Raw genomic sequence first — 25,542 nt, 5'->3', positions numbered from 1 at the left:
TCACAAACAAATAATACCCTCACCTTACAATTCGGCAATAACCAAAAAGTTAGGTGAGGGAGATGGATAAACTGTCCGTAAAATTCTAAATTGTAAAGCTTAAGCCCAACTTATTCATGTTTCACGTTATTTCTTTGGCAAGACTTGGCAAATACTCATTCTTTCCTCAGATAAAAATACTTTTGCTGCTTCTTGTAAATCTTGAACAGTTAAGCCCTCTAAAACAGAAAGAGCATCAAACAAACTAGATTCATTAAACGCATACCTTGTGAATTGGTTTGCAATATATTCAGGTGAGTTAAGCGAGCGTAAGAATCCACCAATTTTCTTTTTCTTTACACGCTCTAGCGTCTCCTTATCTAACTCACCATAATTTGTCTGTAGTAGAATACTTTTCAAACGATCTGCCAGCTCATCAGGCTGTTTCGTATCACCACCAACCATTGCAAAACCAAAGTTGCTCTCTTCTGTATAATCATAAGAGAATGAATCATCAATGAGTCCTTCATTATATAATGACTCATAATGAGCTGATCCTTTTCCAAATAAATAATCTAAAAGTAATGTAAGCGCAATCTCTTGTTTCAAAAGCTCTTGCCCTTTTTCTTTAAGTCCAGTCGCTTTAATACCGACTAAACATTTCGGTGTTTGAACAGGCATAGAAATAATTTTTTTCTTTTCATTTACTGATTCTGGTTCATCTTCAAATGAACGTGCGATTTCTGGTTGATTTTTATAATCTTTTTTCGCTTGGTTTTCACGTACTACATTCATTGTTTTTTCTGGATCAATTGCTCCTACAACAAATAACAACATATTGCTAGGATGATAAAATGTCTCATAGCACTCATACAATAAGTCTTTTGTAATTTTACTAATAGACTCAATCGTTCCTGCAATATCAATTTTAACTGGATGTTTAACAAATAAACTATCGATTAAACCAAAATACAAACGCCAATCTGGATTATCTTGATACATTTGAATTTCTTGACCAATAATCCCCTTTTCTTTCTCAACTGTTTTTTCAGAGAAATAAGGTTCCTGAACAAAATTTAATAATGTATTTAAATTTTGTTCTACATTTGATGTACACGAAAACAAATACGCTGTTCTCGTAAATGACGTAAAGGCATTCGCAGAAGCACCTTGTTTACTAAACAATTGAAACGCGTCATGATCTTCTTTTTCAAACAATTTATGCTCAAGAAAATGAGCAATCCCATCTGGCACTCGAACCATTTCTTCTTTTCCAAGCGGGACAAACGTATTATCAATGGAACCATATTTTGTTGTAAACGTTGCAAAAGTTTTGTTAAATCCTTGCTTCGGCAATATATATACATCTAATCCATTCGGAAGCTTTTCATAATAAAGCGTTTCTTTTAATTGTTCATAAGGAATTTTCTCCATCTATTCGCCCTCCGTCCCGTGTAAAAAGTAAATGGTATCTAGCTCAATGCTATTGGCAACCTTTACAATTTCCTCTTTTGTAACACGTTCAATCCCAGTTAACCATTCCTCTACTGGACGCGTACGTTCTGCAATGACGCCATGATAAAGCATTTCCACGAAACCACGCGGTGTATCAATGGCCTCTAAAATTTGATTTTGAATGACACTTTTTGTTTGATGAATCTCTTCTTCTGAAAAGTCACCGCTTTGCATCGCTTTCATTTGCTCTTTAATAATCTCGACCGCTTTTTCATAATTTTTCGCTTCAATTCCCGACATAACAAAGAGAAGACCTTTATGACTTTCAAAACGTGATGCTGCATAATACGCTAAACTATTTTTTTCGCGTACATTCACAAATAATTTTGAGTGTGAGAATCCGCCAAATAGCCCATTAAACAGCTGCAGCGCAAAATAATCTTCATCACGGTACGTAATATATGTGCGATATCCGATATTTAACTTACTCTGCTTTAATTCTTGTTTTTCGACAATTTCTTGTTCTTCATTATTTCGCTTATGAAGAATGACATTTTTCTCTTTTGCTGTACGAGGCGCGATTGAAAAGTATTTACCTACTAAGCCAATCGCCTCTTCAGCTATATCACCAATGATATATAGATCCATTTCATCTTCCGCTAACACCTTTTGATAATAGCGGTATAACGTTTCATTCGTAATGGAAGCAACGCGCTCTTTTTGACCATTTGCACTTAAACGATACGGTTCTACTTTACACATTTCTTCAATTAATCGTTCATTAGCATAGCGCATTTTATCATCATATGTAGCTTCAATCCGTTGCACGAGCGCTCTTTTTTCACTTTCTACAATTGACTGTAAAAAACCGCTTCCTTCCGTTGCTGGATGTAATACGATATCCGACAGCATAGACAGTGCCTTTTCAAAGAGTGGTGGTGCATCCTGTAAATAGGTTTCATTGGCAATATCCACATAAATGGAGATGATATGATCTTCTCCTTTTTTACTTACATCTACCGCTAGGGAAGAACCGTACAATTCCTCTAAATATTGGCGAAGACGAATTACGGATGGTAATTTTTCTGTTGCACTCTGCAATACATATGGTAATAAAGCACGCTCTGTCACCGTTTCTTCATTCAATGGTGCTTTAAAGCGAAATACAAATGTATTTGTTTTATATTTATCTGTCGGAATCATATGTACACGCAAACCACCTAATTCATGCATTTGCTGTTCCATCAGTTTCATTAATAGCCCTCCTTTACGTATATAGGAATATTCCTCTTCAATATACAGTTTTTAGAAACGAAAAATCAACTTTTCTCCCTTACATACTTTCTCCTCAAACAGTTTACCAATTAAAGAGAGAAAGAAAATTTCTGTATTAAGCATATTCTATGTAAAAAAGCCCGCACTAATGTGCGAGCTTTTTCCATACTTTTAAAACGCTTATCTTTTTCCTTTTTCATACGGTGTTCCAAGTGCCTTTGGAGCTTCTGAACGTCCGACAAAACCAACAAGCGCTAAAATTGTGAACACATATGGTAATATCGTTAAGAAAACACTTGGAATCTCTTTTAATACAGGAATTGTACCACCAGTTACTCCAAGAGATTGAGCAAATCCAAAGAATAAAGCAGCTCCAAGCGCCCCTAGCGGATTCCATTTACCAAAGATCATCGCAGCTAATGCTAAGAAACCTTGTCCTGTAATCGTTGCGCCTGAGAAGTTATTCGAGATTGACATTGCAAAAATCGCACCACCTACTCCCGCAAACATTCCTGAAATACAAACAGCGAGATAGCGCATTTTATATACATTAATTCCCATTGTATCTGCTGCCATAGGATGTTCACCTACCGCACGTAAGCGAAGACCAAACGGAGTTTTATAAATAATATACCAAACAACAAATGCTAAAATAATGGCAATATACGATGTTAATGGTACATTTGAGAAAAAGATTTTTCCGATAACCGGAATATCTGAAAGCCCTGGAACATCAATTTTTTCAATTCTGTATTGAATAAAATCAGTTTGTCCTTTGCCAAAGATCTTCTTAATCGCAAACACTGTTAAACCAAGGGCTAAAAAGTTGATGGCAACCCCACTAACAACTTGATCAGCGCGGAACGTAATCGATGCAACTGCATGAAGAAGCGCAAATAATCCACCACCAATTGCTGCAAAAACAAGCGCAATCCAAGGAGTCATCGTTCCCCATGTATCTCCCATTAACAATGTTGTAACTATACCAACAAATGCACCAAATAACATTAATCCCTCTAATGCAATATTTACAACACCAGAACGTTCACTAAACACTCCACCTAGCGCTGTAAAAATAAGCGGCGCCGCCGTATATAATGTACCTGTCACAAGAATGGCTAAAATATCTAGAAAGCTCATTTATTTCCCCTCCTTGCTCATGCGAGTAAGCGCCCATCTTAAAACATAACTACATGCAACAAAGAAGATAATACATGCAATAATTACGTTAATTAGCTCTGATGGAACATCTGCTTCAAAGTTCATTTGCGGCGCTGCACTTTTTAAACCACCAAATAGTAAAGCTGCAAGTAAAATACCAAATGGATTATTCCCACCAAGAAGCGCTACTGCAATTCCATCAAATCCAATTCCAGTAAACGAAGACATCGCCGTCATATTTTGAAATGTCCCAAGCCCTTCCATTGCACCACCAATACCGGCAAATGCACCGGCAATTGTCATGGATAATATAACATTACGAGATACTTTCATTCCAGCATACTGCGAAGCATGCTGGTTAAACCCAACTGATTTCAATTCATATCCTAAAGTTGTCCGATCTAGTAAGAACCACATCAAAATTGCAACTAAAATTGCAACGACAATTCCCCAGTGAAGACGGGATCCTTCTGTCATAGAAGCTAACCACTCTGATGCTAACGAAGCACTCGGTTGAATATCATATGATTTCTCATTTGCTTCATGTAAAAATCGCTTAATCAGGTCATATGTAACATAAAGCGCAATGTAGTTCATCATAATTGTAACAATAACTTCATTTACTTTAAATTTACCCTTTAAATATCCTGGGATAAATCCCCATAACCCACCAACGATAGCTGCAACTAATATGGATAATGGAATATGCAAAAATGCTGGTAAAGACACTGCATAGCCAAACCAAACAGCCGCAAGCCAGCCAACTAGCAATTGCCCTTCTACTCCGATATTAAATAATCCCGTACGGAACGCGAATGCAACAGACAAGCCAGCTAAAACAAGTGGAATCATCGTCCGAAGCGTTTCTCCTATAGCTTGCGGATTTCCGACCATCCCCTCCCATAATGCTGCATAACCAACAATTGGATCATATCCACTAGCTACCATTACAATGGCTCCAACAATTAAACCAAAAATAACGGACAACACAGGTACTAAAATATTAATTGTTCGCTCCGTTAAAAATTTTTTAGCCATTTGTATTCACCTTCTCTTCCCCTGTTCCACCAGCCATTAACAGACCTAGTTGCTTTTCATTCGTTTCTTTTGCATTCACAACCGCAACGATTTTCCCTTCATAAATAACAGCAACGCGATCACTCACATTTAAAATCTCATCGAGTTCTAAAGATAGGAGAAGTACTGCTTTCCCTTTATCTCTCTGCTCGATTAATTTCTTATGAATAAACTCAATCGCTCCAACATCTAAACCACGTGTCGGCTGCGCTGCAATTAATAAATCTGGATCACGATCTATTTCACGTGCAATAATTGCCTTTTGCTGGTTCCCACCAGATAGGGCACGCGCTAATGTTTGTTCACTTGGTGTGCGCACATCAAACTGTTCGATTAGAGCTTTTGCTTTCTCCGTAATTTTAGCGAAATTTAAAATCCCTTTTTTCGAAAATTGATTTTTATAATACGTTTGCAAGACCATATTATCTCTTACTGAAAAATCAAGAACGAGACCATGTTTATGACGGTCCTCTGGAATATGACCAATTCCTTCTTCTGTAATACGTCTAACTGGCCAATTTGTTATTTCTTTCCCTTTAATTGCAATAGAACCTGACTCAACTTTTCGTAAACCAGTAATCGCTTCTATAAGTTCACTTTGTCCATTCCCATCAATCCCTGCAATACCGACAATTTCTCCTGCACGAACAGTTAAGTCAAGGCCTTTTACAGCAGGTAATTGACGCGCATCATGAACCACAAGGTTTGCAATGGAGAGTACATCTTCCTCAGGTCTAGCGTCCGATTTTTCTGTTTTAAAATTCACTTGACGTCCGACCATTAATTCTGCAAGTTTATGTTCATTTGTATTTGCAACGTCAACAGTTCCAATCCCTTTTCCTTTTCGAATAATCGTACAGCGATTACAAACTTCCATAATTTCTTTTAACTTATGTGTAATAAGAATAATAGATTTACCTTCTTGTACAAGCTTTTTCATAATTTGAATGAGCTCATGAATCTCTTGGGGAGTTAACACTGCCGTCGGTTCATCAAATATTAAAATTTCTGCCCCGCGATAGAGCGTTTTTAAAATCTCAACGCGCTGCTGCATACCAACCGAGATATCCTCAATTTTCGCATATGGATCTACCGCTAAACCATATTGTTCCGATAACTGTTTAATCTCTTTAGCTGCTTCATCAACAGCAATTTTCCCTTTTCTCTTCGGTTCATTTCCAAGAATAATATTCTCTGTAACTGTAAAATTATGAACGAGCATAAAATGTTGATGAACCATACCAATCCCGAAGTCATTTGCAATATTAGGATTTGTAATTTTCACAGGGTTCCCTTTAATTTTAATTTCTCCTTGTTCTGGTTGATATAATCCAAAAAGAACGTTCATTAACGTTGACTTCCCTGCACCATTTTCTCCGAGTAAAGCATGTATTTCTCCCTGTTTTACTTGTAGCGTAATATTATCGTTTGCTACAATGCCTGGGAATACTTTTGTAATATTATTCATCTCAATTACGTATTCCATTTTGTTCCTCCTTTTAGCAGGGAACCGTCCCCTATTACACTCTATTAAAAGTAATTTTATATATACAAAGGTTAGTTCTTAGAACTAACCTTTGCTATTTCTCTATCATTATTTCTTAAGAGAAGCCTCGTATTCTTTGTACTCATCATCAGTGGCAGGTACTTTAATTTCACCAGCAGTAATTTTCTTTTCAAACTCTTCTACTTTTGTTAAAATTTCTGGATTTACTTTTTTCACGTTATCAGTTGTTTTTGCAATTCCAATACCGTCATCTTTCAAACCAAACTCTTCTACTTTTCCACCTTTTAACTTACCATCTTTTGCTTCTTGTGCTACTTTCGCAACCGCAACATCAACACGTTTTACCATAGAAGTTAACGTTACATTTTCAGGCATACCTTCTTGGTTTTGATCACGGTCAACACCAATTACCCAAACGTTTTCACCTTTTTTCTTACGGTTTTTCGCTTCTGTAAATACACCGTTACCTGTTGCACCAGAAGCATGATAAATTACGTCAATACCTTGACCATACATTGCAGATGCTAATACTGATCCTTTTTCTGGTTTATCAAACGCATCCGCATATTGCGCTACAATTTCAATGTTTGGATTTACTGCTTTTGCTCCAGCTTTAAAACCTGATTCAAACTTTGTAATCAGTGGACTCTTCACACCACCAATAAAGCCAACTTTATTTGATTTCGTAGTCATCGCTGCTACAGCTCCAACAAGGAAAGAACCTTCATGGTCTTTAAATGTAATGCTTGTTACGTTTGGTTTTTCCACAACAGTATCTACAATTGCGAATTGTTGTTTTGGATATTGATCTGCCACTTTTTCAATTGAATCTTGCATTAAATATCCAATACCAAATGTTGCATTATAATTGGCCTTCGCAAATTTTGTTAAGTTTGGAATATAATCTGAATCCTTATTGGATTGTAGGAAACGATATCCTTCATTTTTTTTCAAGTCGTTATCTTTACCAAACTTCGTTAAGCCTTCCCAAGCTGATTGGTTAAATGATTTATCATCAACGCCCCCAACGTCCGTAACCATACCAACTTTGAAATCTTTATCACTTTTTTTGTCACTACTTGCCTTATCCGAGTTACCACATGCACCTAACACTGTGCTTGCTGCTAACGTTAATGATAATAAAAGACCTGCTTTTTTCTTCATACTAGAAACCCCTCCTAAATGATATGTGTATCTATTAATATGCTAGTGTCCCCTTCTTCTTGCTGTCACCTCCCTAAAAAGGAACTGATTACATACGTTTTCGTAATACGTGGAAGCTAAATTTATCTGCTCTAAAATAATTAATAGAATATAAAATCGGCTCATCATTTTGATCATAGTGCATTTGCTTTAAAATCAGTAGCGCTGTCTCTGGCTCGCATTGTAAAATTGGTGATATTTTCGGATGATAACCAATTGGTTCAATATGAGCAACCGCATATGTAATACGTTTATGCGTGTTATTATGAATAACAGTAAGCAATGATTCCTCATTATAATCAGATAAATCTGGCAGTACTTCTTTCGCTAACTTGTCAATGCAATAGACAACAGGTTCCCCGTCTGCTGTACGAACACGCTCAATCATTACAGCCTCAAAGCCTTCATCACTATTAAACTTTTCTTTTTCCTCTTCTGTTAGGCTCGTAGTAGATGATGATAAAAAGATTGTTCCTGGTGTTTTTCCCGCACCAGAAATCATATCTGTAATACTAGAAAGCTGTTCAATTCCAGAAGAAAACAGCGGTTTTGCATTCACAAAAGTACCAACGCCATGTCTGCGAATGACAACATTTTCTTCTTCTAAAATACGCAATGCTTCCCGTAAAGTCGCTCTACTTACGCCAAGTTCTTTCGCTAAATCAAACTCTGAAGGCAACTTTTGTTTTTCTTTATATGCCCCGCTTTTGATCTTTTCTTTAATGTGATCGATCACTCGTAAATATAAGTGTCGACTATCCGATTTAACTGACATAAGACTCCCCCGCATTCCAATTATTCGACCTCTGATGTAAGACTTCTGTTCTCTTTTTTCAACCAACAACATAATAACGCTGCAATAAAATAAAATTTGTCGAATAAATGTTAATAATTTTTTAAAATGAAATTTTCTATTTTTATTTCATAAAAAAAACTTTGCACCATAACATTCCTCATATAGAGAAAAAGTTAGATACAAAGATTCCTTACATCCTTTGTTACACACTTTTCCCCTCATAGTCTAGCAATTCATGGTTGCCAGGTAGAAACTTATGGACCTTATCTCCAAGATTATATGAGGCAGTGATTCTTTTCGAAGTAATCTTACCACTTGCCCCCATATGTGTCAACATAATTCAACTCTTTTCTATAGTGAATCTCGAACATTTTTCAAAAATAACATCAAAAGCATTCGTATTCTAAAGAACTGAATAAAATGTAAGCCCTTTCTTTGAAGTTGAGTATAGTATATAACAAAAATGCCATATAAAAAAGCCTAATTGTAAACAATTAGGCTTTTTTATCAAGAACTTTTTTCTTGTATATCTTTAATTAATACTTCTCTCGGTTTACTACCTTCATAAGGTCCAACTACACCATTCATTTCCATCGCATCAATAAGACGCGCTGCACGCGTATATCCTACTCGGAATCTACGTTGCAGCATAGAAACAGAAGCTGTTTGCATTTCTACAACGAGCTGAACCGCCTCATCGTATAATTCATCTTCTACTTCTTGCTTTGTTTCCGGTACATCTTGCGGTATCATATCTTCTTGATATTGCGCTTTTTGTTGTCCAATAACATATTCTACAACTCTTTCCACTTCGTCATCTGATAGAAATGCTCCTTGTACACGAACTGGTTTTGATGCACCAATTGGTATGAATAACATATCTCCTCGTCCTAATAATTTCTCAGCGCCTCCGCTATCAAGAATTGTCCGGGAATCAGTTTGTGAAGACACAGCAAACGCAATTCGAGATGGAATATTCGCTTTAATAACACCTGTAATAACATCAACAGATGGACGCTGCGTTGCAATAATTAAGTGAATACCAGCAGCACGTGCCATCTGTGCTAAGCGCATAATTGCATCTTCCACATCTGAAGAAGCAACCATCATTAAATCAGCCAACTCGTCCACAATGACAACAATGTATGGAAGCTCAGGCTGCTTTGCTTCTGATTGGTCATTATGGTGTCTAATGTATTCATTATATCCTTCAATATTACGCGTTCCACTATGAGCAAACAATTCATAACGACGCTCCATCTCACTCACAACTTTTTTCAAAGCTTGTGATGCTTTTTTCGGATCTGTTACAACAGGTGTTAATAAGTGCGGAACACCATTGTATACATTCAATTCTACCATTTTCGGATCAATCATCATTAATTTTACTTCATGTGGTTTAGCACGCATTAAAATACTAACAATAATACCGTTAATACATACACTCTTTCCACTACCAGTCGCTCCAGCTACTAATAGGTGGGGCATCTTATTTAAACGTGCTAATACTGCTTCACCAGTAATATCACGCCCAAGACCAATTAATAATTTTTCTTCTGGATGGTTGTTCGCTTTTGAATCAAGTACTTCTCTAAGAGTTACCATAGAAACTTCTGAATTTGGAACTTCAATTCCTACTGCGGATTTCCCAGGAATAGGCGCTTCAATACGAATATCTTTCGCAGCTAATGCGAGTGCTAAATCATCACTCAAACTCACAATTTTACTTACTTTCACTCCCATATCAGGATACACTTCATATTTCGTAACTGCAGGTCCTTTATGTACTTTCGTTACTTTTGCTTTCACACCAAAACTTTGGAAAGTACGCTCCAGCTTACGAGCATTTTCATAAATTTTCTCATTTTCATTTGTAACCTGTTTGTTTTTTGGGAACTTCAATATATCGATAGAAGGAAGCTCATAATCTTTGTTTTCCACATTTGAAAATTGCATTGGAGGAGCTTTTGTTTCTCTTTCTAGAGATTCAACAATTTTTTCTCCTCGTTTCTTTTGCGACCGCTCTTTTGATGTAGATGGAATCTCTTCCTCTGGCATAGGAGGCGGTGCGATCAAATCATTTGCAATCTCATCTTTACTTTCCTTATCTTTCTCTTCACTGACCGGGTAATTCTCTGTAAAATTCGAAATAATTGGCGGTCCAATTTCTATCTCTTCTAGCGGCTCAGCAATTTCTTCTTGGCTATCAATACGTTCACTACGCGTACGCCTTGTCGTTTTTTTCTTTTCCGTTTGTTCAGCAGTACGTTTCGATCTCCAGTCCTTGTAATCCCCTTGCATCACTTGAAATTGACTTCTAAGTATTCGTCCAACTGGGGCAAGTACTTCCCCAATATGTTTATTTGTAATGCAAAGTATGCCAAGAATAACTAGAATAATTCCAATAATGTAAGCACCTACTTCATCAAATAAAAAATAAAACGTTGCAAACATAAGCGCCCCAAACATACCTCCACCTAAATGAACCGTCTCTGCACCTTTCTTCATCTCAAGAAAGAACATATCTTTTGTACTCACAATTACCGATGTATTTTCTACCGCTCCATCCTTTGTAAGAAGGTTAAATAATGTAATATGACTAAACATCAATATTGCTAACACAATTAAATAAACGCCAATTAATCTTTTATTTAAAAGATTTGGCCAACCACGTCTTATAACAAACGCAATGGATAAAGCTATTACACCTAATACACCAATTATGTACCATTCGCCAAAGAAAAAGCGAAAAAATAACACAAACGATTTCCCTACAATACCTAGCTGTAAGATTGTAATGATTGAAAGTGCAAAAAGAGTCAACCCGACGATTTCGTAATACAAAGTTGGCTTTATCGTACGTCTTGCTTTTGATTTCGTCCCTCTTTGCTTTTGTTTTACCATTTCTTCACCCCAAGTTCAAAAATTAAGTGAAACTTTCATTCATTGAAAGCATTTTCTACATATCATTCGTCACATTTTTTAGATATGTTTACGTGACATTTTACACATCTTGTAAAATGTCACGTAAACAGAAGAAAGCAGCCTAATCATGGCTGCTCAACCGTCTTGTTTTTTATATTATACCATAGCTTCTAAACAAAATCCTGCTTTTTGCTAAAAGGTTATTTTCTGGCCTGGTTCATACTGTAAGTAGTGGGATGGATTTGTACTTAGCACACGAACAACGGAATAGTATTGACTGTTCTCTTCAGATACAACCATTTCCACTCCATTTACATTTACTATTTTTTGTCGTTCGTACTGCGAATAATCGGTCTGATAAACAAGTTGCTCTGGCATAATCGTATATAAAATCATTGCAGCAACTTCCCGTCCTGATTTCCATCCGCTTTCATATCTATTAATTCATTTAACTTTCGAATCGCATCCCCAATACCACCAACATCATCGATAAGGCCATACTTAACTGCATCTATTCCGATTACATTTGTTCCAATATCTCGCGTTAAGTTCCCCTTAGCAAACATAAGTTCTTTAAAACGATCTTCTGTCACTTTTGAGTGTTTTGTTACAAATCGAATTACACGTTCTTGCATTTTATCCAAATACTCAAATGTTTGTGGCACACCAATAACAAGACCTGTCAGGCGAACTGGGTGAATCGTCATCGTTGCAGTTTCAGCAATAAATGAATAATCTGTTGACACTGCAATTGGTACACCTATCGAGTGCCCTCCACCTAAAACCAAAGACACAGTTGGTTTTGATAATGAAGCTACCATTTCAGAGATTGCCAATCCAGCCTCAACATCACCACCCACAGTATTTAGCAATAATAGTAATCCTTCAATTTTCGGATTTTGCTCAATTGCCACAATTTGCGGAATCACATGCTCATATTTCGTCGTTTTATTTTGTGGTGGAAGCTGCATATGTCCTTCTACTTGTCCAACAATCGTTAAACAATGAATACGTGATTCATTCATTTGCGGAACGTTCGTTTGACCAAGTTGCTGAATTTTTTCTATTACGGACGCCTCTTTTGCATCCTCTTTCGGTTCTGCTTCTTTTTCCTCATTTGTTAAATCATCACGTTCTGTCATATCGCATCCCCTTTCACTCTTATACAACTATTATTTCTTAAGTTGCAAATTTCATGCGATAGGGATGAAAAAGAAAAAACCACCCGTAAAGGTGGTTTTCTTATACTTCCATGATAATTGGTAAAATCATCGGTTTTCTCTTCGTTTCCTCATACAGGAACTGCCCTAACAATTCACGAATATTTTGTTTTAACATGGACCATTCAATAGAATACTCTTTGATGGATTGTTCAACAATTGTACGCACAATATCTGTAGACCTTTCGATTAACGCCTCAGATTCACGAACATACACAAAACCACGTGAAATAATTTCTGGACCAGAGATGATTTTCTTCTCATCTTTTCCAAGTGTTACGACAACGACTAAAATTCCGTCTTGTGATAACATCTTACGATCACGCAAGACAATATTTCCGACATCACCTACACCTAATCCATCAATTAGAACATTCCCCGCTTGTACTTTACCAGCTGGTTTTGCCTCTTCTCCTTCAAAAGCAATTACATCGCCCTTTTCTACAATAAAAATATTGTCTTTCAAGACACCAACATCTTCCGCCAAATACGCATGTGCCTTTTGCATGCGAAATTCACCATGTACGGGTATAAAGTATTTCGGTTTCATTAAATTTAGCATCAATTTCAACTCTTCTTGACTACCATGACCAGAAACATGAACTTTTCTTTCTCCATAATAAACAACTTCTGCACCAGCTCTAAATAGTAAATCAATAATCTTCGATACTGATATTTCATTACCAGGAATTGGAGATGCCGCGATAATAACTGTATCTCCTTTACGAATCGAAATTTGTTTATGAGCTTGCTTCGCCATTCTTGAAAGAGCCGCCATTGGTTCCCCTTGGCTACCAGTTGTTAAAATCGCTACCTTCTTCTCTGGGAAGTTATCTACTTCTTGCAATGAAATAATCATACCATCTGGAACGTCTAAATATCCAAGACGTCTTGCGATATCTACCACTTTCACCATACTACGACCTACAACAGCCACTTTACGTCCTGTTTCAACAGCTGCATCAAATACTTGTTGAATACGATGTACATTAGATGCAAAAGAAGCAACAATGATACGTCCCTCTGCACCATAAAATACTTTTGAAATTTCTATCCCAACTTCTTTTTCAGAACCCGTGTAACCAGGACGCTCAGCATTCGTACTATCTGATAACAGACAAAGAACGCCTTCATTTCCAATTTGCGCCATCTTTCCAAGATCTGCTCCACTGTTGCCAATTGGTGTTTGATCGAATTTAAAGTCTCCTGTATATACGATAGCACCTTTTGATGTATGGAAACATACACCAACAGAATCTGGAATACTATGGGTTGTACCAAAGAATGAAACCGTTGTCGTATTAAATTCCACTTCTGAATTAGAATCAATTGTTTTTAAATCTACACGACCAAGCATTCCTGCTTCACCAAGTTTTTCTTGGATCAAACCTACTGTTAACTTTGTTGCATATACTGGAATTGAAAGTTTACGTAGTACATAAACAATTCCACCAATGTGATCTTCATGACCATGTGTAATAAATAAACCCTTTACTCGCTCTTGATTTTCTACTAAATATGTAATATCAGGGATGACGATATCAATTCCAAACATTTCATCTCCCGGGAACATTAAGCCTGCATCTACAATAAAAATTTCGGAATCAATTTCGACACAATACATATTTTTTCCGATTTCACCTACTCCACCAAGAGCAAATACTTTTACAGAATCAATCTCTTTTCTCTTCATGTTGTTGCCTGGTTTAAAAATCTTGCAAACACTGATTTCACTAAAATTGCAGAGACACCAGGGAAACTCTACAACCACCATATATTCACCGTCCAAGACGAATGTCCTTACCGTTATGCGATATCATGTTCTCGTTCGTTTTTTAAACCAGGTTTCACCTCTCTTTCATTATATAAATCAAATATCTTATGCGATATGATATAGAAATTCCGTTAAACCATAATTTTTTCCAATTTTGCTAAGCATACCCGTACTAAGCTACTTAGCCATATTATACCTGATACAAGAAATAGAACACAAGTTAATTTGTGAGAAAGAGAAGAGAAGCATATAAAATTCAAGTGAAATACTCCTTCAATTAACACCGTATTCTCCGAGATTTCTTTTTGATTACACTCCTATCAATGAGAAACTAAAAGGGATAGACAGGTAATTTAGCGTATAGTTTATAACGTACAACCTCTTCGCTGAATAATAACAGAATGTTTATTGGAAGGAGAATTTTTTTCATGGACTATTTTCTTTTTGAATCAATTCCAGACACAAAAATATTAGATAGCATAATCCAATTACACGAAAGTATTTTTCACAGTTCTAACAACTTAGTAAAACAAATGGAAAGTAAACCAAAATTACTTATAAATCTAGCTGCACATGATATGAAAGTGGTCGGTTATAAGATTGAATACGAACTTGATACGGATAAAGTGAAACTTTAATCAGTGGGAGGTTCATCCCCCACTGATTATTAGTTGAACGAATCGGGCTTTTACGGGCAGTGGATCCCCACCTACCTTCCTTGTTTCTCTCTGAACCTTGAGGTGGGGGTCTTACTGCCCGCAAATAGCGGGGTAAATTTTATAGTTGATTAGGTAGAGTTGATGAAAATTATAGAAATCAGCGGATTGGTTTTAACTTAATGGAGCAGCAACATCAATTTTTAAGAGAAAAAGGCTATCGGATTATTCAAACAAAAACGAAAAACAAATGGCGTAATATGTTAATTTTGAATATAAAAAGTGGTTTCGATATTATCGGCACGTATACGGATGAGAAAGGAGAACCTAAAATTATCCTTCAAAAAAATTTATTTGAATACATTTAGAAAATTAACTAAATCTCCAATTATCCCCTTCCAAAAGTTTCTTTCACAATAAAAATGACCTAGTTTTTACACTAGGTCATTTTTATTAACGAGGAATCGATTGCATTACATCTTGTAATGTTAGTCGTTCTTCTTCTGTTAATGGAATAAGTGGTAAACGTACAGATCCTACGTCTAATCCAACCATTTGTAACGCTGTTTTTACTGGTGTTGGGCTCGGTGCCATAAATAATGCATTCGTTACTTTAACAAGTAATTGGTGCAATTTCTGTGCTTTTTTGAAGTCTCCTGCTTGGAATGCCGCAATCATTTCTTGCATTTCATTTCCAATTACATGAGAGGCAACAGAAATAATACCTTTAGCTCCAACTGCCATAGCTGGTAACGTTAAACCATCATCACCGCTGTATACAGCAAAGTCGTCCGCTGTTTTTTCAATAATTTCTGTCATTGTTAATACATCGCCGCCAGCATCTTTAATTGCAACAATGTTTGGTATTTCTGATAAACGAACAACTGTATCAACGGAGATTTGTACAATAGATCGTCCTGGAACATTGTATAGCATAACCGGAAGTTCCGTACTTTCAGCAATTGTTTTAAAATGCTGATACATTCCTTCTTGACTTGGTTTATTATAATACGGTGCCACTAACATAATTGCATCGACACCAACTTCTGTTGCTTTTTTCGTTAACTCGATAGAAGCATGTGTATTATTGCTACCTGTTCCAGCGATTACGGGCACCCTTTTATCGACAACAGATACGACATGGCGATATAACGCTACTTTTTCTTCAGATGCTAATGTAGGAGACTCTCCAGTTGTTCCTCCTACCACGATTGCTGTTGTACCGTTATCAATTAAATAATTTACCAATTTAGTTGTCTTTGCAAAATCGACGTTTCCATTTTTATCAAACGGTGTTACCATCGCGGTTGCAATTGTCCCAAAATCTACCATGGGTCTCACTCCTTATTGTTCCAGTTGCTTTTCTTTTGAAAGTTCAAATGCACTATGCAATGCATTTACAGCTTCCACTAAATCTGCTTCTTTTACAAGCACCCAAATTGTCGTATGACTATCTGCTGATTGTAAAATTTGAACACCTTTTTCCGCCAACGCTGTGACAATTTTCGCAGTAACCCCTGGAATACCTGCCATTCCAGCTCCAACGATAGATACTTTTGCACAATGCTCTGTCACAATTGGATCGTATCCAAGTTTTCCAAGTACTTCAACAGCATGACCTGATACATGATCACTTACTGTATAAGCCACACCTGTAGGCGAAATGTTAATTAAGTCAACACTAATTCCTTCATTTGCCATTTCTTTAAAAACAAGTTGTTGTAAATCGTACGATCCGTCTTTCGCAAGCACTTTAATTTGCGTCACGTTCGATACATGAGCGATTCCTGTAACTGGACGCTCCTCAACATCACGGCCTTTTGTAGCACCATCATATGCCGCAATAAGTGTACCTTCGCTATCAGAATACGTAGAACGTACACGAAGTGGTACCTTTGCATGCATTGCAATTTCAACTGCACGCGGATGAACAACCTTTGCACCTTGATAGGCCATGTTACAAATCTCATTATATGTTACGTTTTGAAGATGACGCGCATCCTTTACAATCCTTGGATCAGCAGTCATTACACCTTCTACATCAGTAAAAATATCGATGTATTCAGCTTGAAGTGCAACACCTAGTGCTGAAGCTGAAGTATCACTACCTCCGCGTCCAAGTGTTGTCGTATCGCCTTCTTTTGTTTGTCCTTGGAAACCAGTAACAACAACAGCATCTACATTTTGTAACTCTTCATGTATACGATCACAATTCATTTCAACAATCTTTGCGTTCGTAAAATCATCATTTGTCACAAAACCAGCTTGTGCACCATTTAGCGCTGCTGCTTTTACTCCATTTTCATTTAACATATTTGAGAAGACGATTGCCGAGATTAACTCTCCGCATGATAATAATAAATCTTGTTCACGTTTTGAAATACTAGATTCCTTTTGATTTACAAGACTTAATAATGTATCCGTTGCGTATGGTTCACCTTTGCGTCCCATAGCTGATACAACTGTAACCACTTTATAACCAGCATCTAATGATTTTTTAATATGGTGAAGTGCATGCTTACGTCCGTTTTCATCACGTACCGATGTACCACCAAATTTTTGAACAATAATTTTCATGTTTTGCACCTTCTCTTAGCCGTTTACACTAATTGTAATTTTACTAATCGTTCTGCAATTTGAACAGAGTTCCATGCAGCACCTTTTAATAAGTTATCAGATACGACCCAAAGATGGAATCCTTTTTCATTATTTAAATCTTTACGAATACGTCCAACGAACACTTCATTTTTGCCTACTGCAGTAGATGGCATTGGATATAATTGTTCTGCTGGATCATCTTGCAGTACAATTCCTTCTGCATCCGCAAGCAAGTTTTTCATTTCTTCTACTGTTACACCTTCTTTTTCCACTTCGATGTAAACAGACTCAGAATGACCTGATACAACAGGTAAACGTACACATGTCGCTGCTACTTCTAACTCAGGCATATGCATAATTTTTTTCGTTTCATTAATCATTTTCATTTCTTCAAATGTAAATCCATTATCTTGAAACTTATCAATTTGCGGAATGGCATTAAAAGCAATTTGGAAATGTTTTTTATCACCTGATACAGGTAAAACATTTGCTTTTACTTCTTCTCCATTTAAGATCGCTTGTGATTGTTCATGAAGCTCTTCAATTGCAGCAGCACCTGCACCTGACACAGCTTGATATGTGGAAACGATTACTCGTTTTAAACCAAAATGCTGACGAATTGGTTCAAGAGCAACTACCATTTGAATTGTAGAACAGTTCGGATTTGCAATAATACCACTATGTTCTTTTAAGTCATTTTCATTCACTTCAGGTACAACAAGTGGTACATTTTCTGTCATACGGAATGCACTTGTATTATCAACAACAATTGCACCGCGTTTTGCTGCTTCTGGTGCTAATTGTTTCGATACTGATCCACCTGCACTAAAGAGTGCAATATCGACTCCTTCAAAGCTTTCAGGAGTTGCTTCTTGTACTGTGAATTCTTCTCCTTTAAATACAAGCTTCTTGCCTGCAGAACGTTTAGATGAAAGTAACGTTAACTTCCCAATCGGAAATTCTCGTTTCTCTAAAGTATTTAACATTTGTTCACCAACTGCGCCGGTTGCTCCAACTACAGCGACATGAAAAGATTTTTCCTTTTCCATCACTATGCCCCTTTCTAGATACCAATCCTTCTATACTTAGAATTAGAAGGAGTATAGAATACTCCTTCTAATCTTAATAACATTAATTTTATCATATTCTGCGATAAGAATGATGGTTTCGTAAAAAATTGTCTGTTTTTTTTCGTTTTTTAATTCATATATCTGAATTTTTCTACAACTACAGGTTGTAATTGCTTCCCTTCTATTGCTTCTATAATTGTATCTTCAAGAAGTTCCATACGTGCTACCATTGAATTTGGTTTTTTTTCTGGTGCATCTTGCCCAAATGGCACAAAATATATATGTTTTGTCGCCATTAAACGCATAAGGTTTACGCCAACAAGATGACGACAAAAAAGAAATATTTTTTATTTACTTCTATTATATACGTACAACGTTAGAACGTTTAATAACTAACACTTGTAACTTTATAATCATTTTTATAGTCTACGCTTGCAGACACCTCTTTCTTTTTATCTCCAGATACATAACCGTCAACATCAATCCAGCTTCCAGAGATATCGTTAGAAAATTCCACTTTTGTCACTACGATATCCAAATCCTTCCTTTTTTCAAAGTATTCAATAGCTGCTTTCGATGCTTTTTCTTTTATCTCTTTCTCTTCTTTTTCACTATAGGGGTGTGTAGCTTTATAAAATTCATAAATAGTACAAGATCCAATCCCTAAAATTAACAAAAATGAAATTAATAGTATTTTTTTCATTTATTATCACCTCTATTTTTATTATAATTAACATTAGAGTAATTAGAAAAGAGGGAATATTATGAGTGATAGAATTTCAGATCAAACCTATAATGAGCTATCAAGAGGGGCCTATAAAGATAAAGCAGTAATTATTGACAATGAATACGGAACAGAAGAGTGGAAGCCAATTCACCCCAAAGGAGCAACATTACATGATCCTGTAACTGGGTTTGATGCAACTGTATACCAAAACGATAAAACTGGTGAAATTGTAATCTCTTATAGAGGTACAGAAGGAGGGGCATCAATAGACCGGTCAGGGCCAGATTATTGGACAGATTACAGGCATATATTTAAAGAAGAAAAACCTCTACAAGATGGAGAGAAAATAGATCCATATGATAAAACCCAGGTAATAGCACCAAATCAATTTACGCAGGCAACGTCTCTCGTAGAAATAGTAAAACATGAATATGGCGATAAAGCTAAGATAACGGTCACAGGTCATTCTTTAGGTGGCGCAAATGCTCAATATGCTGCAGCGATGTGCGATGTACCTGCAGTGACTTATTCTGCTCCTGGCGTTTATGATATGTTACCAAAAGAAATTCAAGAAAAGGTGGACTCCGGAGAATATAAAGGGAAAATAACGAATTATATAAACCCTAAGGATTCTATTTCTGGTGGTTTTCTATGGGAAGATAAAGATCATATTGGCGATACATATATGATTGATTCGGATTTTAAAACAGCGACAGATGATTATGGTTTTCACATGATTGATAGATTCATCGACTCGGTCTCAAAAGATAAAGATTTTCATGGATTAGGTAATTATCACTTCGATAAATTTGGAAATATAGATAATGGTAAATTGATAGATGCTAGTACAGGAAAAGAAATTTATAAATCTCCGAGATACGCTATTAATGGTGTCGGAGAGGTAAAAGTTATTATGGAATATCTAGAGGATTCAGCAAATAAAATGAAACAAAGTGCAGAGGATTTTCAAAACCATATCCCACGGGTAATTGATGAAGTAAAACAGTCTCTAAAATCAACAAAAAGTCAGCGTATGGAAAATAGAATAAATGAACTTTATCACCTTTTAGATCAGACTAGCCGAGTGTATGCTTTAAAGTCTCAAGAAGTTGCAGAGTTTATTAAGAAAAAGGCAGACGAATATAGAAATGCAGATGAAAATTTCCAAGGATTTGGGTGGTTAAAAAAATGAAACAAATGTACTTTAACGAAGAACATATAGAAGAAGCTTTTGAACGTTTAAACAAGTTAATCACAAATATAAATAAAAATCAAGAACGAATAAATGATATCTATAACCTTATACAAGCCGGTTGGTCACAAAATGGTGCTGGAAAAAAAGCGACAGAGGATTTAGAGCATTTACGTAAAGAATTGAACCACAGTATCAATGAAATACACACAAAGAAAAAAGAATTAAGAAATGATTGGGAGCTTATTAAGGCTGTAGATAGAAGCTATAAATAAAAAAGTGCACCCCAATTGTTAGACACAATTAACAATTGGAGGTGCACTTTTTTATTGTTCGTATTTGTACCACCAAGAACGAGAGTCAAACCAAGCTGTTAGTTTATCGAGTGTGACGTTTGGATGCAAATCTGTACGCACATAAGCGATACCGTCAGCTTGTACGACAATAGAGCCGGTACAACCAGTCTCAACCATCTTTTGAGCTACCTCGTTCGCATAATCAATGTAAAAACCTCCAGAGATAACTCTTTGTTTTCCCACATTCCCTTCTCCAGAGCTTCCACCAACTGTTTTTCCAGTTAAAGCATAAACGATTGAATTAGCAATTTTATCAACGTTCCATTTAGCCATATCAGCATCATTATCGATGAAGCCAAGTTCAATTAGGATAGCTGGTGCTTTTGTATTTTTTAATACATATAAATCTGTACGCTTTTTCGCACCCCGATTATACCAACCGATATCTTGTGATAACTGACTAGAAATTTTAGCTGCTAGATCTTTCTGATCATAATATAAAACTTCAACCCCATTAGCGGATGTATTAAATGAGTTTAAATGAAATGAGATAACCAAATCAACATCATGAGAATTACAATTACGAACGATGTTACTTAAATTTTGAGATTGTGTTGTACCAACTTCATCAGTATCATCATACACTGTATGCCCTAAAGCTCTTAATTTAGCTACAACTGCATTTTTAACTTGGCGATCCATTATGTGCTCTTTTCGTGTTCCGTAGTTAGCTCCTTGTACTTTCTCATTGTGTCCTCCGTGACATGAATATCTAACCATTATTCAACATCTCCTTTTTTATTATCATATTCAGAGCTTGTCTTTTTGCTTTTACCACCTAAAATTTCAACTGCGTTGCTTAACGCATCTGGTAGTTTAATACCCATGCGTCCTGCATTTTCTAAGATTGATAAAAGCTCGTTACCCATGAAAAAAAAGATTGTCGCTTCACGAATAGCGCTATTGCTCCCAAATACAGCATCCAACTGTGCAGCTACTCCAACCAAAAGGAAAAGCACCACTTTTTTAGCGATGCCTTTGAACCCGACTTTACTTTTCAATTCTCCGTTATACCCTGCTGCAATCATTCCTGTAATGTAATCAATAGCTGCCATTGTCACTAGAATCTGCAATACTGCATCCCACCCTCCGAAGAAATAGCCGCAAAAGGCTCCGAATGTTGTTATAAAAGACTTTATTAATACACTAATTTGGTTCACTTGTGTACCTCCTTTTCAAATTAAAAAGAGCAGCCGTAGCTACTCTTTTGTTATCAAAGCCGTATTTTGTACAAAATAAAAAAGCCTGCTTATGCACGCTTAGGTCTAACTAATACCATCTCGTAATAGTGTTAAACCGATATTTTGAGCTACATTTTCGAACATTACTCGGTATCCTGTATCATTGGGATGCAGACCGTCTTTAAGTAAAGAATCAATAGTTATTCCTGTATTAGTGGTATATTCCATAAACCATTTATAATTTGAGATGTATTTCATATTAAATTCTTGTGCGATTTGCCTAATGGCTCTGTCCACATCATCCATTTTGAATTTACGAACTGGATCATTATCATTTTCGATAGAAACTGCATTAGCAGACATAATTACAATTTTTTTCCTAATCCTTGTACATATTTAATGATTTCACGGTGGTATCCTTTGGTTACTGACATTGAATTTGCCCATCTATCATTCGTTCCGATCTGCATGATTATGATGTCGTCGTCGTTTTCGATTAGTTGCGTTCTATTTTGATATATATACTGCGAGTTTTTCCCACTAATACCGTAATTGATTACATCAACTGTTTTAGGTATTTTCAGACCTTGAATATACACAGAATTAGCGCCAGATTGAGCGTTTTTAGTATTCGTTTCTCGAATTTCTATTGTGTGCATCCCTGGTGTTAAATCTGCAATCTTCAATTCATTGTCATTTGTTAATTGACCATAGCAATCAAGTTTAATGTAGAAACTTCCGTCTACTAAAATGTCTGCAATTCCAGAATTAGTAGTTTTTGCATACACTATAGTACAATGATCCCCGTAAAAAGTGAACTTCATCCCGTTAGATGTGGAAGTATTCATAAACTTTGTTTGCCAGTTGAATTTATTAGAGTAATCCGTAATTTGATGTGTATCTGATAAATAAGTAATATTTGGATCATTAACTGCTACATCAACATCTTTGTTATACTTGTTCAATACATGGTCACGTAACATGTTTGCCCAACAAACTGCTGTAGTTACATTCATATTATATCCTGTTGTTCCAATAGGTGGTCCTGTTGGACTATAACCTGTCCCTGAAACTCCAGCGGTTTTAGAATCCCCAATCAATTTGATTCTTGTTTTAATAAAAGGATTATTTAAATGCTCAGAAACTAGTGTTGGTTCTTGTGCAACTTGTTTAGTCTCTACTTTTATAGAATTAATAACTTTGATATATGGGACGTTGGGCCCAAAAAGTTTATTTTTATAGAGATAACATAGAATGCGTTTGTTTGCTGTATTTGTAGTCGAATAGTGTTCAATCGAAATAGGAAATCCGGTTGCTTTTATATCCACCATGACAATGCATACTTGATCAGAATTTGGTAATGTTATTTCAATATCGTTTTTTGTAGTATTCAAGTTTAGAACACGGTTTTGAATCATTACATAGCAATATGGTTTAAGTATCATTTTCATTGCTTGATAGTCTACCTGAATTGTTCCTTCAGTGATAAGCGTAACACTGGCGAGTTTTAACCTTGTATAACTAATTGTATCTTCTACAATCTTTTCTTCTGTTACAGCTGCAGGAGCTAGTTTTTTTTCAGTAACTACACCATCAGCTACTGTTAATACTCCATTCGTTAATTCGTTTACTATATTCCTTAAATAATTATTCAAATCATTACGATACTGTTCGTCTATCATTGTTCCTAATTCTTTGAAGTCCATCTAATAGCCTCCTTACTGCGCTATTTGTTGTTCTAGTGTTGTTAATCTAAGCTTGTGATACTTGAGATGCCTGTTGTTGCAAGGTAGCCAAACAATCAGAGCACACATTTAACGCACCTAATTTATGCAAGTGCGCATTCTTCTTACACATATCGCAGAATGTATCTGTTTTACGTAAATAAACCTGGTCATGATCTGAGAAAATCTCAATAACATCACCAGGTTTAACGCCGATATCTTCTAATTTATCTAACGGTACTTTTACAGAACCGTCTTCACTAATCGTTACTGTGACACCTAAATATTGATATGCCATATTATCCTCCTAAACTGTTATGGTGAAATTAGCCCAACCGCTTGAACCGATATGACCGTAATATCCCCATCCTTTGAATCCGTTCATATACTTGATTGTTCCAATTGAATCTGGTGAGCCTCCAGCCACATTAACTCCATCTGTGCTTACTTGACACTTAAAGGTAGCTTTAGGTGCTTCAACATAAAATGAATTAGATGGATTTGAAACCTTGAAAGTCACTCCGTTCGCTACTTCTACCCAGTAACCACCAGAAGGCGCATATTGATTGATATTTCCGGCGTTAGACCTAAGAGTCATAGAAGTTTGTGATTCAAACCAACAATTTGCCTCTGTTGATTCAACTACAACACCTTTTTTCCCTGTAATAGAAGTAAAGTTATCACCAATCAAATAAGCATTTCCAGATGAAGTGAGTCTTAGGTTACTTGGGTAGTAAGTTGTACCTGCTGTTGATTCTCCTTTTGCTACTCCAAAATTGGCTGAATAATCATTCCCAAGATTTTGCTGCGCGATTACTAATGTTCCCTCTTGGAACTTATCGGTAGTGATATTTTCATGCATTAGGATTGTAGGTTGAAGTCTCCCACTTATGTTAATGTAGTATCCGAAATACATTCTGGTTAGGTTAGATTCCATTAAGCGAATAAATTGTTTTTCTATATGAACATAATTAGCTCCGCTATCTGTACGTAATGTAGAACCTTTTATTTCGCCTGCCAGAATCCGCTCTGCAACAATCCCCCTACCAGTGATGGCGTTTCTAAACGTCGTCCCTCCATCGCTACTTACACCCAGTCCTGCACTATTCAAAACAACAACGTAGTTTGGGTTACTTTTATCTATTGCAATTAATCCTTTTTCGGTGATATCAATTTCACTTGTCACACCTAGAATCATATTTGTTACGTTTGCTACTTCTGCTGTCATAGCATTAATTGGGAGTTTTTCTCGACCTTCCATTAAGTCATTAATTGTTTTTGTAGCATGGTTCAAATTAGCTTGATATCTTTTTGTGATATCTTGACTACCAAACGTTAATTGAATGTCTAGAATATTACCTCGCCAATCACGTAATACATAACGATTTACCACACGTACTTCCGCATTTAAACCAATTCTTTCATCAATAAGAAATACCCGATCGCCTAGTCCACTTTGCGCAATCGGGTATTTCTGTTTACTTAAATCATGTATGTTAGCTGTAACGCTAATGTTTAAACTCTCATCAACGAGAGTTTTCAATTTCGAGTCCATTGTTGTTGTAAGTTTTATTCGACCATCCTTTAGCGGAGGGGCATGACGCTTGCCGATTCCTGGAATACTTGCAAGTGGTGATGTATACTCTCGGATAAGTTTCGCGGTTTG

25 protein-coding genes, 1 pseudogene and 1 riboswitch are annotated in these 25,542 nt (G+C 36.2%); of the genes and pseudogenes, 4 read left to right on the top strand and 22 right to left on the bottom strand.

Annotation, left to right across the window (positions count from 1 at the left end):
• Window positions 1-126: 126 nt before the first annotated feature.
• From yfmH to J4P91_RS22130, 11 genes are all read right to left on the bottom strand, one after another.
• On the bottom strand, window positions 127-1,413 hold the full coding sequence (gene yfmH, locus J4P91_RS22180) for an EF-P 5-aminopentanol modification-associated protein YfmH (RefSeq protein ID WP_017151292.1): 1,287 nt from the start codon (window positions 1,411-1,413) through the stop codon (window positions 127-129).
• The gene (gene yfmF / locus J4P91_RS22175; RefSeq protein WP_207995864.1) at window positions 1,414-2,688 is read right to left on the bottom strand and encodes an EF-P 5-aminopentanol modification-associated protein YfmF; all 1,275 of its coding nucleotides are present in this window, start codon (window positions 2,686-2,688) and stop codon (window positions 1,414-1,416) included.
• 201 nt (window positions 2,689-2,889) lie between these two features.
• On the bottom strand, window positions 2,890-3,849 hold the full coding sequence (locus J4P91_RS22170) for an ABC transporter permease (RefSeq protein ID WP_017151290.1): 960 nt from the start codon (window positions 3,847-3,849) through the stop codon (window positions 2,890-2,892).
• Window positions 3,850-4,908: an ABC transporter permease gene (locus tag J4P91_RS22165; protein ID WP_207995863.1), complete on the bottom strand. Its 1,059-nt coding sequence runs from the start codon at window positions 4,906-4,908 to the stop codon at window positions 3,850-3,852.
• The gene (locus J4P91_RS22160) at window positions 4,901-6,433 is read right to left on the bottom strand and encodes an ABC transporter ATP-binding protein (RefSeq protein ID WP_207995862.1); all 1,533 of its coding nucleotides are present in this window, start codon (window positions 6,431-6,433) and stop codon (window positions 4,901-4,903) included. Before J4P91_RS22160 ends, J4P91_RS22165 begins: the two co-directional genes overlap by 8 nt.
• A 108-nt stretch (window positions 6,434-6,541) precedes the next feature.
• On the bottom strand, window positions 6,542-7,618 hold the full coding sequence (locus tag J4P91_RS22155; protein WP_017151287.1) for a BMP family lipoprotein: 1,077 nt from the start codon (window positions 7,616-7,618) through the stop codon (window positions 6,542-6,544).
• Window positions 7,619-7,706: 88 nt separating this feature from the next.
• Window positions 7,707-8,432 (bottom strand): GntR family transcriptional regulator, encoded by a 726-nt coding sequence (locus tag J4P91_RS22150; protein WP_017151286.1) that lies wholly within the window; start codon window positions 8,430-8,432, stop codon window positions 7,707-7,709.
• A gap of 222 nt (window positions 8,433-8,654) precedes the next feature.
• Window positions 8,655-8,756: riboswitch (purine riboswitch) on the bottom strand.
• Window positions 8,757-8,960: 204 nt separating this feature from the next.
• Window positions 8,961-11,357, bottom strand: a complete 2,397-nt coding sequence (locus J4P91_RS22145; RefSeq protein WP_017151284.1) for a DNA translocase FtsK — start codon at window positions 11,355-11,357, stop codon at window positions 8,961-8,963.
• A 213-nt stretch (window positions 11,358-11,570) separates the two neighbouring features.
• Window positions 11,571-11,774, bottom strand: a complete 204-nt coding sequence (locus tag J4P91_RS22140) for a YlzJ-like family protein (protein ID WP_017151283.1) — start codon at window positions 11,772-11,774, stop codon at window positions 11,571-11,573.
• The gene (locus tag J4P91_RS22135) at window positions 11,771-12,520 is read right to left on the bottom strand and encodes a ClpP family protease (protein ID WP_207995861.1); all 750 of its coding nucleotides are present in this window, start codon (window positions 12,518-12,520) and stop codon (window positions 11,771-11,773) included. Before J4P91_RS22135 ends, J4P91_RS22140 begins: the two co-directional genes overlap by 4 nt.
• Window positions 12,521-12,620: 100 nt before the next feature.
• Window positions 12,621-14,291: a ribonuclease J gene (locus J4P91_RS22130; protein WP_207995860.1), complete on the bottom strand. Its 1,671-nt coding sequence runs from the start codon at window positions 14,289-14,291 to the stop codon at window positions 12,621-12,623.
• Window positions 14,292-14,800: 509 nt separating this feature from the next.
• Here J4P91_RS22130 and J4P91_RS22125 point away from each other — a divergent pair.
• Together J4P91_RS22125 and J4P91_RS22120 are read left to right on the top strand one after the other, a co-directional pair.
• The gene (locus tag J4P91_RS22125; RefSeq protein ID WP_051128651.1) at window positions 14,801-15,010 is read left to right on the top strand and encodes a hypothetical protein; all 210 of its coding nucleotides are present in this window, start codon (window positions 14,801-14,803) and stop codon (window positions 15,008-15,010) included.
• A gap of 200 nt (window positions 15,011-15,210) precedes the next feature.
• Window positions 15,211-15,396, top strand: coding sequence for a hypothetical protein (locus J4P91_RS22120; RefSeq protein ID WP_051128650.1), 186 nt, complete (start codon window positions 15,211-15,213; stop codon window positions 15,394-15,396).
• A gap of 85 nt (window positions 15,397-15,481) precedes the next feature.
• Here the strand turns inward: J4P91_RS22120 and dapA are convergent, their stop codons facing one another.
• The 5 genes and pseudogenes from dapA to J4P91_RS22095 form a co-directional block, all read right to left on the bottom strand.
• Window positions 15,482-16,360: a 4-hydroxy-tetrahydrodipicolinate synthase gene (dapA, locus tag J4P91_RS22115; RefSeq protein WP_207995859.1), complete on the bottom strand. Its 879-nt coding sequence runs from the start codon at window positions 16,358-16,360 to the stop codon at window positions 15,482-15,484.
• Window positions 16,361-16,372: 12 nt separating this feature from the next.
• Complete coding sequence (gene dapG, locus J4P91_RS22110) at window positions 16,373-17,605, bottom strand: aspartate kinase (RefSeq protein WP_207995858.1); 1,233 nt, start codon at window positions 17,603-17,605, stop codon at window positions 16,373-16,375.
• Between the two features lie 23 nt (window positions 17,606-17,628).
• A complete protein-coding gene (gene asd, locus J4P91_RS22105) occupies window positions 17,629-18,675 on the bottom strand; it encodes an aspartate-semialdehyde dehydrogenase (RefSeq protein WP_017151278.1) in 1,047 nt (348 codons plus the stop codon).
• 149 nt (window positions 18,676-18,824) lie between these two features.
• Window positions 18,825-19,019, bottom strand: a pseudogene (spoVFB, locus tag J4P91_RS22100) (dipicolinate synthase subunit B); the annotation flags it as partial.
• 62 nt (window positions 19,020-19,081) lie between these two features.
• Window positions 19,082-19,399 (bottom strand): hypothetical protein, encoded by a 318-nt coding sequence (locus J4P91_RS22095; protein ID WP_207995857.1) that lies wholly within the window; start codon window positions 19,397-19,399, stop codon window positions 19,082-19,084.
• A gap of 61 nt (window positions 19,400-19,460) precedes the next feature.
• Between J4P91_RS22095 and J4P91_RS22090 the strand changes: the two genes are divergently transcribed.
• Window positions 19,461-20,615, top strand: coding sequence for a Tle-like phospholipase domain-containing protein (locus J4P91_RS22090; protein WP_207995856.1), 1,155 nt, complete (start codon window positions 19,461-19,463; stop codon window positions 20,613-20,615).
• Window positions 20,612-20,890: a hypothetical protein gene (locus J4P91_RS22085; RefSeq protein WP_207995855.1), complete on the top strand. Its 279-nt coding sequence runs from the start codon at window positions 20,612-20,614 to the stop codon at window positions 20,888-20,890. The genes J4P91_RS22090 and J4P91_RS22085 overlap by 4 nt, the downstream gene beginning before the upstream one ends.
• Window positions 20,891-20,941: 51 nt before the next feature.
• Here the strand turns inward: J4P91_RS22085 and J4P91_RS22080 are convergent, their stop codons facing one another.
• The 6 genes from J4P91_RS22080 to J4P91_RS22055 form a co-directional block, all read right to left on the bottom strand.
• The gene (locus tag J4P91_RS22080; RefSeq protein ID WP_207995854.1) at window positions 20,942-21,691 is read right to left on the bottom strand and encodes an N-acetylmuramoyl-L-alanine amidase; all 750 of its coding nucleotides are present in this window, start codon (window positions 21,689-21,691) and stop codon (window positions 20,942-20,944) included.
• Entirely contained in the window at window positions 21,691-22,131 is a 441-nt protein-coding gene (locus J4P91_RS22075; protein WP_207995853.1) for a phage holin family protein, read from the bottom strand. Before J4P91_RS22075 ends, J4P91_RS22080 begins: the two co-directional genes overlap by 1 nt.
• A gap of 105 nt (window positions 22,132-22,236) precedes the next feature.
• The gene (locus J4P91_RS22070) at window positions 22,237-22,515 is read right to left on the bottom strand and encodes an SGNH/GDSL hydrolase family protein (protein ID WP_207995852.1); all 279 of its coding nucleotides are present in this window, start codon (window positions 22,513-22,515) and stop codon (window positions 22,237-22,239) included.
• Window positions 22,516-22,517: 2 nt separating this feature from the next.
• Window positions 22,518-23,858, bottom strand: coding sequence for an SGNH/GDSL hydrolase family protein (locus J4P91_RS22065; RefSeq protein WP_207995851.1), 1,341 nt, complete (start codon window positions 23,856-23,858; stop codon window positions 22,518-22,520).
• 46 nt (window positions 23,859-23,904) lie between these two features.
• Complete coding sequence (locus tag J4P91_RS22060) at window positions 23,905-24,174, bottom strand: transcriptional regulator (RefSeq protein WP_207995850.1); 270 nt, start codon at window positions 24,172-24,174, stop codon at window positions 23,905-23,907.
• A gap of 9 nt (window positions 24,175-24,183) precedes the next feature.
• The coding region (locus J4P91_RS22055) for a phage tail protein (protein WP_243763964.1) at window positions 24,184-25,542 on the bottom strand (1,359 nt) is incomplete at its 5' end.

The organism is Bacillus sp. XF8 (genome assembly GCF_017498755.1).
In the GTDB taxonomy this organism is placed as follows: Bacteria; Bacillota; Bacilli; order Bacillales; family Bacillaceae_G; genus Bacillus_A; species Bacillus_A bingmayongensis.
This window is presented reverse-complemented; position numbering and strand designations above follow the sequence as displayed.